This is a genomic window from Blastomonas sp. (assembly GCF_041747255.1).
Taxonomy (GTDB): domain Bacteria; phylum Pseudomonadota; class Alphaproteobacteria; order Sphingomonadales; family Sphingomonadaceae; genus Blastomonas.
Genome location: NZ_JBGTFM010000445.1, coordinates 1 through 9,504, shown reverse-complemented (window position 1 = coordinate 9,504; position 9,504 = coordinate 1). Strand labels below are relative to the sequence as shown.

Here is a 9,504-nt window from a genome sequence, read left to right as displayed (position 1 = left end):
TCGCCCTTGAAGCGGGTGTAAGGCTCGATCTCGAACGCTACGCCGGCCGCCCTCATCCGCCCGGCCAGCGCTTCGAACGCCTCCAACGTCAGCACCACGCCGAAGTGCGGCACGGGCACGCCGTGGCCGTCGACATGGTTGACCGCGGCGTCGCCACCTTTCTCGGGCGCCAGATGCGCGACGATCTGGTGGCCGAAGAAGTCGAAGTCGATCCATTGCTCGCTGCTGCGCCCTTCGGGGCAGCCGAGCAGGTCGCCGTAGAACGCGCGCGCTTCGCCCAAGTCGCGGACGGGGAAGGCGAGGTGGAACGGGCGAAGGCTCATGCGTGTGGGTGATAGGCCGCGGCGGCGCAGGCCGCCAGATGCGCGGGCATTTTTCACTTTGCTACACCGCCCCCACGCGGGCAAGCGGGTGAAGAGCCGGTGATGCGGGCGGGTCGAGAAAAATCTTGGGTGTGCAAGCGTCACCCACTCAGCTCGACTTAATGCGATGAAAATAGGTGATAAAATCGCGAGTGGTTGGGTGACAGTGTCACCCTGACCGCGAATCGCGTTCAGCCTCGACACCTCGGCGATGAACGCTTACGGCGCCCGGCAGGTGGAAAACAGGGTGGAATCGTGAAGCTGATCATCGGCAACCGCAATTATTCGAGCTGGTCGCTGCGCGGCTGGCTGGCGTGCAAGCAATCGGGCCTGCCATTCGAAGAAATCGTCGTGCCCTTGTATGATGATGCATGGGCTCAGGCGCGCCAGCGTGAGGAGTACCAGCCATCGGCAGGCAAGGTGCCAGTGCTGTGGGATGGCGAGGCGGTGGTGTGGGATTCGCTGGCGATCATCGACTGGCTGGCCGACAAGACCCACCGCGACCGCTTTTGGCCCAAAGACCCGGTGGCCTGCGCCCTCGCCCGCTCAATGGCCGCAGAAATGCATAGCGGATATATGGCTTTGCGCCGCGAATTCAGCATGAACATGCGCGCGCGCCACACTGATGTATCGGTCAGCCCCGAAGCGCATCAGGACGCGATGCGCATTCTGACGCTGTGGGCAGAGGCGCGCGCGCGCTTTGGCGGCGGCGGCCCGTTCCTGTTCGGCAGCTTCGGCGCGGCGGACATCATGTTCGCGCCCGTTGTCTCGCGCTTTCAAAGCTATGGTTTTACCCTGCCCGGCTTTGCGCGGGCGTATAGCGATGCGCTGCTTGAGCACGAATGGATGGTCGCCTGGACCGAAGCTGCGCTGGCGGAAAGCTGGGTGATTGATCGGTTTGAGGTTGCGGGCAAGTGACCCCAAACCCTCTCCCTTGATGGGAGAGGGGTACGCAGACTTGGCAGCTTGACTGCCTAGTCGAAGCTGGGTGAGGGTGACATGCGCGGCGATCGTGAAGTGCCCTGCCACCGCCCCACCCTCATCCAACTGCGCCTAGCCGCGCTACGCTTGGCAAGGCTGCGTATCCTTCTCCCATCGAGGGAGAAGAAACGCTCCTCAAAACGCCTCACCATCCTTGCGCCGTTTATCGCCCGCCCCGAATTCATGCATATCGACGTCAGGATAATGGCACGGCCCGTTGACACTTTTGCCCACCACCACGAACACGCAATCATCGTCGCTCTCGTTGATCACGCAGTGGCCATTGCCGTCGTTCTTGGGGAATGCTGCGAGGTCGCCCGGTGCTAATGGCGCACGGCCCGTGTCATCCACCAGCACCGCCGTGCCCGATATGATGACCAACAGCTCATCCTCGTTCTCGTGCCAGTGCCGCTGCGCTGACCATGCGCCGGGCTTGAGCACGACGTGGCTCGCGCCAAAATCGGTGAGGCCAGCGACGGGCGACAGGCGGCGATACCAGCGCCCCTCTACCACAGCAGCAAATTCGGGCGGATAGCCGGTGGCGTTGGTTGGCGCGATGGCTTGCAGGTCGACTTTTGGCATGGAGCGATGCTAACGCGAAAGCGCCAACAGAGAAAGCCATGATGACCAGCACCACTGCCGCCCTGTCCCCGCTCGATCTCGCCAGCCGGTTGATCGCCTGTGAAAGCGTCACGCCCGCCACCGGCGCGGTGTTCGATGCGCTGCAGGCGATGCTGGAGCCTTTGGGCTTTGAGGTAACCCGGTTTGTGGTCGGCGAGGCCCCCGATGGTCCGGTCGAGAACCTGCACGCCATCCGCCGCCCCATGGGCGATCCGGGGCGCCATTTCGCCTTTGCAGGCCATCTCGATGTTGTGCCGCCGGGCAAGGGGTGGTCGAGCGATCCGTTTGTTCCGCAAATGCGCGGCGAACTGCTGCACGGACGCGGCGCGGTCGACATGAAGGGATCGATCGCCAGCTTCGTCGCCGCCATCGCCGATGTGCCGCGCGAGACGGGGACCATCAGCCTGATCATCACCGGCGATGAGGAAGGCCCCGCGATCTATGGCACGCGCGCGCTGATCGAACACATGCAGGCGACGCACACCGTGCCTGATCTGTGTCTGGTCGGCGAGCCGACATCGGTCGCGCAGCTGGGTGATATGGTCAAGATCGGGCGGCGCGGATCGGTGAACATGTGGATGCGCGTTGCGGGCGCGCAGGGCCATGTGGCCTATCCGCATCTGGCCGACAACCCGATCCCCAAGCTGGTGGCAATCCTCTCCGAGATCGAGTCGATCACGCTCGATACCGGCACCGACTGGTTTCAAGCGAGCAATATCGAGATCACCGATCTGGCGGTGGGCAATCCGGCGCACAATGTGATCCCCGCCGGTGCCGAGGCGCGGTTGAGCATCCGCTTTAACGATCTGCACAGCGGCGCATCGCTGACAGACTTGATCCGCAGCATCGCCGAAGCGATGGGCGGCACGGTGGAGGCCAGGATTTCGGGTGAGGCGTTTCTCACCCCGCCGGGCGAATTGTCCGCGATCATCGCGCAGGCGATCCGCGCCGAGACCGGGCTTGAGGCCGAGCTGTCCACCACCGGCGGCACATCCGACGCGCGATTTTTGTCAAAGCTCTGCCCGGTGGTCGAGTTCGGTCTGTGCAATGCAACGATGCACAAGCTCGACGAGGCGGTGGCGGTGGCCGATCTCGATACGCTGGCGCGGATTTACCGCCGCGTGGTGCTTGGGGCGTTGGTGGGAACGAGTTGAGGGGGCAAGCATAGCGCAACGTCCCTCGACTTCCGGGCAAAGCCCTGAAGTTTATCCAGAGCGGCTGGCTTGCCAGCCAGTCGAAGGGCTCGGGAACACGGACCGTAACTGCGAATACCCCCCGCCGTCTGTCCCGAGCGCAGTCGAGGGACATACGCGCCCTCATAACCCCCAATGCAAGGCCTCAATGCGCAGCGTCGCCGCTCACCCATTCGACCCATTCGGGGAAAAACACCGGCGCCCGCAATGACCAGCCCGGCGCGGTGGCGGCGGCTTCGCTGATCGACTGCAGCAAAATCTTGCGGCGTTCGGGGCGGATTTGCGGCAGCGCGGCGGCTGCGCAATAGGCCGAAGGCAGCCATGGCCGCACATCGGGGCCGAGCAGGCGCTCGTACAGAAAGCGGAAGGCAGAAAAGTTGTCGATCTTGTCCTGTGCCAGGTCAAACGCAGCGAGCCTGACCAGCAACGCCATGAAATGCTCAAAGCCTTCTTCCTGTGGCGCATCGGGCACATTGCCGCGCAGCAGCTTCAAATCCTGATAGACCAGATAATGCATACGGATCGAGGTGGTTTCGTCGGCGTTGCGCGCCCAGCGTTTGAACGCATCCTCGCGCACCAGCCCGACATCCAGCGCGCGCTTGATGTAACGCTGCGCTGCAGGCTCGAAGCTCGCAAATTCACGCAGTTCGGCGAGCGTCAACGCAGCCGCTGAATTGCCCGATGCCGCGCTTGGCTGGCTGGCCATGCCCCGTTACTCCTTGTCATCCCCGGCCAGAGTCGCTGGTCGATGCGCCAAGATTGAACAGAACATGGTTAGGATCGGGTTAAACACGTTGTCCGAAACCCTCGATGAGCATGCTAAGGAAGGGGTTCCGCCGACCACCAGCTTGGTAGTGGAGGGGACAATCCGCCAACGCTTGCGCGATGCGATGCCCCCGCTTTCGACCAAAGCGTCGTCCAGTTCGACCAGCAGGCAGACGCGCTAAAGACAGGCCAGTCATCTGCGGTTAAGAAATCCGGCAATGAAACGTCTTACACACCGCAGCGCCCGGCCGCAGGTGGACCAGCAGGTAGCGCTGCTCTCCATCCTCGGCTTCTGGCTATTTTACATGATCATCGTGACGTTGCGCGCGGTGGTGCTCGATTTTCCGGCGCAAGAGGAGCTGATCGCCCGCCGTGTTGCGGTGACGCTGTTTGGCATCGTCATCAACAGCCTGCTCTATCTCGGGCTGCGCTGGTTCGAGAAAAAACCGCTGACCCCGCGCATCATTGCCGCGTTTCTCGGTGCGATCCCGGCGGCGCTGGCCATATCGTCATTCAATTATTTCGTGTTCAATGTCTACGATCCGATTAGCCTGTTCGAGGACAACGAACTGCGCGACCAGATCCTGAAAATTCCGCCAATGGCGGTGGTGCTCGAGTTTGCCATCTCCAGCTATTATTTCCTGATGTCGTGGGCGATGCTGTACTTGGCGCTCAGCTATGCCAGCGAGGTCCGCGCCGCCGAGCGCCGCGCCGCGCGCTTTGCGCAGGCGGCACAGCAGGCAGAACTCAGGTCACTGCGCTATCAGGTCAACCCGCATTTCCTGTTCAACACGCTCAATTCATTGTCCACATTGGTGCTGCGCAACCGGCCCGACGAGGCCGAGGCAATGATCCTGAACCTGTCGACCTTTTACCGCACCAGCCTGACCGGCGACCCGCTCGACGATGTGCGGCTGATCGATGAGGTGGAGTTGCAGAAACTGTACCTGAACATTGAAGCAGTGCGCTTTCCTGACCGGCTCAAGATTGAGATCGACATGCCCGATGCGGTCATGAGCTGCTGCGTACCCGGACTTATCTTGCAACCTCTGGTCGAAAACGCCATAAAATACGGCGTTGCTCGCGCCACACGCCCGGTGACCATCCGGCTGTCGGCGCGGGAGGAAGCCGGCATATTGCATATCACGGTCAGCGATGATGGCGATGTGATACCATCGGACGCTGACAAAGGCAGTGGCATCGGGCTGGCAAATGTCCGCGACCGGCTGGATGCCCGCTACGGCAGCGCCGCCCGGCTGGAGTGTCACACGCCGTTTGAAGGAGGTTTTGTGGTGGATGTTTCGCTGCCCGCGGTGCGCCATGACTGCTGAGCCGGAAACGAAGGCCGAAGCCGGCGTGGCGCAGCTGCGCACGATGATCGTTGATGACGAGCCGCTGGCCGTCGAGCGGTTACAGCTGCTGTGCGCGCGCCTGCCGCAGATCAGCCTCGTCGGCACCGCAAGCGACGGCGAATCGGCGCTGCGGCTGGCCGAGCAGCTTCGACCCGAGTTGGTGTTTCTGGACATCAACATGCCCCGGCTTGATGGCATGGGCGTGGCGCGCGCGCTGGGCCGCATGGGGCAAGTGCCCGCGATCATCTTTGTAACGGCCTATCAGGGCTTTGCGGTCGAGGCATTCGATCTGGCTGCTATCGACTATCTGCTCAAGCCCGTTGCCACCGACCGGCTGGAACGCGCGGTCACGCGCGTGCTCGACCGGCGCAGCGCGGTGCTCGCCAACCCCGTCCCGGCCACGTCACCGCCGGGTGAATCGTGGGTGCGCGAATTCTGGGTGCCGCACCGCTCCGAGCTCAAACGGATCGATGCTGATCTGATCGAGCGGATCGATGCCGAACGCGACTATATGCGGCTGCACGTGGGCGAACGCAGTTATCTGATGCACGAGACGATCAAGGCGCTTGAAGAGCGGCTGGACCCGGCGCGGTTTGTGCGGCTGCACCGTTCGCACATCGTGCGCAACGATTATATTACCGGGCTGCGCCACGGCGGCGGCGGGGTGTGGTTTGCCTGCCTCGCCGATGACAGCGAGCTGCGCATCGGGCGAACCTATCTGGCGCGGGTCAAGGAACTCGCCGGGCGTTGACGGGGCGGGCTCGCGCTTCTTCTTCCAAAAAGCAAAACTAAGCCCGGCACAAGCCAATGTGCTTTGCACTCGTATGGCCAACGGACCAGATGCAACACCTTAACAAAGGACTGTTGCGATTATGGAAATGTCAGCCGCCGAGCGCACCGTCTGCGGTACCGTCTGGCTGGTCGGTGCAGGCCCGGGTGACCCCGACCTGCTCACCGTCAAGGCCGCGCGGATCATCGCTGCGGCGCGCGTGATCGTGCATGACGGACTGGTTGATGATGCGATCCTCGCGCTGGCCCGGCCCGATGCGCGGCTGATATCGGTCGCCAAGCAGCGCGCTCGCCACACCCTGCCACAAGAAGGCATCAATGCGCTGCTGATTGCAGAAGCGCGCGCTGGCCATGACGTTGTCCGGCTGAAGGGCGGCGATCCGTTCATCTTTGGGCGTGGCGGCGAAGAGGTTGACGATTGCCGCGCTGCTGGCGTGCCGGTGCAAGTCATCCCCGGTATCAGCGCCGCCAATGGCAGCGCGGCGCAGGCGCTGCTGCCGCTTACCCATCGTGACATCTCAAGCGCGGTCACCTTTGTCGCAGGGCAATGCAAGGGGTTGACCGATCAGAACTGGGCGGGGCTGGCCGGCAAAGGCCGTACGCTTGTGATCTACATGGGCATCGCCACCGGCGATGCGATAGCCGAAAAGCTGATCGCCGATGGCGTGTCGCCCGATACGCCGGTGGCGGTGCTGGAAAAGGGCACCCGCGCCGACATGCGCACGCTGCGCACCCTGCTTACCGATCTTGGCCCGATGATCGCACGGCAGGCCGTCGTCAGCCCGGCGCTGATCGTCATCGGCGATGTCGTCACCCGCGCCGATGCCACCGATTGCCTGCCCGCATTGTTCGCCCAGCAGCTGGAGCCGCTTTCATGAAAATCCTGACCGGCAATGATCTGAAAACCGGCGATGTCATCTGGTGGGCGGGTGACGACCAATGGTCGCGGCACCTTGCCGATGCGCAGGATGCCGGCGGCGAGGCCGAAGCGATCCTGGCCCGCGAAGAGGCCGCGCTGCGCGTCAATGCGTCATACGTGGTCGATGGCGAGCAGACCGACCACGGCCCGATGCCGCTGCACATCAAGGATCGCGTCCGCGCCTTTGGCCCGACCGTCCGCCCCGATCTTGCGGTCAACACCAGCATCCCCATCGTGAAAGTTTAAGCCATGTATCAATACGACACTTATGATCAGGCGATGGTCGATGCGCGGGTTGCGGAGTTTCGCGATCAGGTGCGCCGCCGCCTCGAAGGCACGCTGCCCGAGGAAGAGTTCCGCCATCTGCGGCTGAAGAACGGCCTGTATCTGCAGTTGCACGCCTATATGCTGCGCGTTGCGATCCCTTACGGCACCCTGTCAGGCAAGCAGATGCACATGCTTGCGCACATCGCGCGCCGCTATGACAAGGGCTATGGCCATTTCACCACCCGGCAGAACATCCAGTATAACTGGATGAAGCTGGAAGAAACGCCCGATCTGCTCGCCGATCTGGCGAGCGTCGAGATGCACGCCATCCAGACCAGTGGCAATTGCATCCGCAACATCAGCTCTGACCATTTCGCGGGCGCTGCAGCAGATGAGATCGCCGATCCGCGCCCCTGGGCCGAGCTGCTGCGCCAATGGTCGAGCTTTCACCCCGAGTTCCAGTTCCTGCCACGCAAGTTCAAAATCGCGGTCATCGCCTCGCCGACCGATCGCGCTGCGATGCGGCTGCACGACATCGGCATCGAGCTGGTCAAGAATGCAGACGGCGTGCTGGGCGCGAAGTTCTTTGTCGGTGGCGGCATGGGCCGCACCCCGATGATCGCGCCGTGCATCCGCGAGTTCGTGCCCGCCGAGGAGCTGATCAGCTATTCCGAAGCGGTCTTGCGCGTCTACAACCGCTATGGTCGCCGCGACAACAAGTACAAGGCGCGCATCAAGATTCTCGTCCATGAGCTTGGCGCAGAGGAATATACGCGTCAGGTCGAGGAAGAGTTCGCGCACATGAAGACGCTGGGCCTCGACCCGCCGGTGGCCGAGCTTGAGCGGATCACCGCCTATTTTGCCGATCCCGCGTTCGAGCAGGGGCTAAGCGATGACATCGACCTGTCAGACCCCGATTTCGCGGTCTGGGTTGACCAGAACACGCACCCGCACAAGGTTCCGGGCTATGCTGCGGTCACCATCAGCCTCAAGCCGGTCGGCGGCATCCCGGGCGACGCCACCGCCGACCAGATCGACCTGATGGCCGACCTTGCCGAGCGATACGCGTTCGACGAGTTGCGCGTCACCCACACACAAAACATCGTGCTCGCGCATGTCCGCAAGGGCGATCTCTACACGATCTGGCAGCAACTTGATGCGGCCGGTCTCGCTGCGGCGAACCTCGACCTGATCGGCGACATGATCGCCTGCCCCGGCCTTGACTATTGCAGCCTCGCCAATGCCCGCTCGATCCCGGTCGCGCAGAAGATATCGGAGCGCTTCGCCGACACCGGGCGCCAGCGCGAACTCGGCGAACTCAAGCTCAAAATCTCCGGCTGCATCAACGCCTGCGGCCACCACCACGCCGGGCACATCGGCATCTTGGGCGTCGACCGCAAGGGGGTTGAGAATTACCAGCTGCTGCTCGGCGGATCAGGCGCAGAGGACGTGTCGATCGCCAAGATTGTTGGGCCGGGCTTTGATGAGGACGGCATCGTCGATGCGGTGGAAACCGTCACCAACGTCTATCTCGGCGCGCGCGAGAGCGGTGAACGCTTCGTCGATACCTATCGCCGCATCGGCATGAACCCATTCAAGGAGGCGCTTTATGGGTGATGTCCAGATTTGCTACCGCGATGATGCGCCCGTCACCGACACTGCTCTGACCCTCGCCGATTTCACCAGTGGATCGAATGCTGCTGCCGTGCGGCTTGAGCCGGGTGAGGATGCGCGCGCGCTGTTGCCGCATCTGGGACAGATCAAGCTGGTCGAGGTCAACTTCCCGAACTTTGGCGACGGGCGCGGCTATTCAGCGGCGCAAGTGCTGCGCGAGCAAGGCTATGCAGGCGAGTTGCGCGCCGTTGGTGACGTGCTGGTAGACCAGTTCGTGTTCCTGCGCCGTGCAGGGTTTGACAGTTTTGCGCCGGACAAGCCGCTCGACGACACTGATGTCGCGGCTGCGCGCGGCTTTTTCCCGCACGTCTATCAGGCCACCACCGATGGTGTCGCGGCCATTTGGGCGCTGCGGCACAAGGCAGCGCAGTGAGCGGCCATGCCACTCGCCAGCGTGACCGCATAGACGCGGGGCCGCGCTTTACCGAGCGCGACGCGGTGCGCCTCAACAACCTGTTTCGCGGCACTGACACTGCCGACATGATGCGCGCCGTCATCCACGATAATTTGGTGGGTGATCTCGCGGTCGTCTCATCATTCGGCGCAGAAAGCGCGGTTCTGCTGCATATGATCGCGACCAT

Annotated in this window: 11 protein-coding genes and 1 pseudogene; 9 read left to right on the top strand and 3 right to left on the bottom strand. The window is 63.0% G+C overall.

Annotated elements, in window-relative coordinates; genetic code table 11:
* The coding region (locus ACEW8G_RS14900) for a VOC family protein (protein ID WP_373489183.1) at window positions 1–323 on the bottom strand (323 nt) is incomplete at its 3' end.
* 294 nt (window positions 324–617) lie between these two features.
* On the opposite strand from ACEW8G_RS14900, the gene ACEW8G_RS14895 reads away from it, so the two are divergent.
* Window positions 618–1,280 (top strand): glutathione S-transferase family protein, encoded by a 663-nt coding sequence (locus tag ACEW8G_RS14895; RefSeq protein WP_373489182.1) that lies wholly within the window; start codon window positions 618–620, stop codon window positions 1,278–1,280.
* A gap of 198 nt (window positions 1,281–1,478) precedes the next feature.
* On the opposite strand, the gene ACEW8G_RS14890 is transcribed toward ACEW8G_RS14895, so the two are convergent.
* The gene (locus ACEW8G_RS14890; RefSeq protein WP_373489181.1) at window positions 1,479–1,925 is read right to left on the bottom strand and encodes a cupin domain-containing protein; all 447 of its coding nucleotides are present in this window, start codon (window positions 1,923–1,925) and stop codon (window positions 1,479–1,481) included.
* Between the two features lie 41 nt (window positions 1,926–1,966).
* Here ACEW8G_RS14890 and dapE point away from each other — a divergent pair, with 41 nt between their 5' ends.
* Window positions 1,967–3,118, top strand: coding sequence for a succinyl-diaminopimelate desuccinylase (gene dapE / locus ACEW8G_RS14885; protein ID WP_373489184.1), 1,152 nt, complete (start codon window positions 1,967–1,969; stop codon window positions 3,116–3,118).
* A 184-nt stretch (window positions 3,119–3,302) separates the two neighbouring features.
* Here dapE and ACEW8G_RS14880 read toward each other — a convergent pair whose 3' ends face one another.
* A complete protein-coding gene (locus tag ACEW8G_RS14880; RefSeq protein WP_373489180.1) occupies window positions 3,303–3,863 on the bottom strand; it encodes a hypothetical protein in 561 nt (186 codons plus the stop codon).
* A gap of 277 nt (window positions 3,864–4,140) precedes the next feature.
* Here ACEW8G_RS14880 and ACEW8G_RS14875 point away from each other — a divergent pair, with 277 nt between their 5' ends.
* From ACEW8G_RS14875 to ACEW8G_RS14845, 7 genes and pseudogenes are all read left to right on the top strand, one after another.
* Window positions 4,141–5,253, top strand: coding sequence for a sensor histidine kinase (locus ACEW8G_RS14875; RefSeq protein ID WP_373489179.1), 1,113 nt, complete (start codon window positions 4,141–4,143; stop codon window positions 5,251–5,253).
* A complete protein-coding gene (locus ACEW8G_RS14870) occupies window positions 5,243–6,025 on the top strand; it encodes a LytR/AlgR family response regulator transcription factor (RefSeq protein WP_373489178.1) in 783 nt (260 codons plus the stop codon). Before ACEW8G_RS14875 ends, ACEW8G_RS14870 begins: the two co-directional genes overlap by 11 nt.
* Before the next feature lie 121 nt (window positions 6,026–6,146).
* Window positions 6,147–6,941 carry a uroporphyrinogen-III C-methyltransferase gene (gene cobA / locus ACEW8G_RS14865; protein WP_373489177.1) on the top strand — a complete coding sequence of 265 codons (795 nt, stop codon included), beginning with the start codon at window positions 6,147–6,149 and terminating at the stop codon, window positions 6,939–6,941.
* Window positions 6,938–7,228 carry a DUF2849 domain-containing protein gene (locus ACEW8G_RS14860; RefSeq protein WP_373489176.1) on the top strand — a complete coding sequence of 97 codons (291 nt, stop codon included), beginning with the start codon at window positions 6,938–6,940 and terminating at the stop codon, window positions 7,226–7,228. The genes cobA and ACEW8G_RS14860 overlap by 4 nt, the downstream gene beginning before the upstream one ends.
* 3 nt (window positions 7,229–7,231) lie before the next feature.
* A complete protein-coding gene (locus ACEW8G_RS14855; RefSeq protein ID WP_373489175.1) occupies window positions 7,232–8,866 on the top strand; it encodes a nitrite/sulfite reductase in 1,635 nt (544 codons plus the stop codon).
* On the top strand, window positions 8,859–9,296 hold the full coding sequence (locus ACEW8G_RS14850; protein ID WP_373489174.1) for a DUF934 domain-containing protein: 438 nt from the start codon (window positions 8,859–8,861) through the stop codon (window positions 9,294–9,296). The genes ACEW8G_RS14855 and ACEW8G_RS14850 overlap by 8 nt, the downstream gene beginning before the upstream one ends.
* Window positions 9,293–9,504, top strand: a pseudogene (locus ACEW8G_RS14845) (phosphoadenosine phosphosulfate reductase); the annotation flags it as partial. The gene ACEW8G_RS14850 and the pseudogene ACEW8G_RS14845, both read left to right, overlap by 4 nt.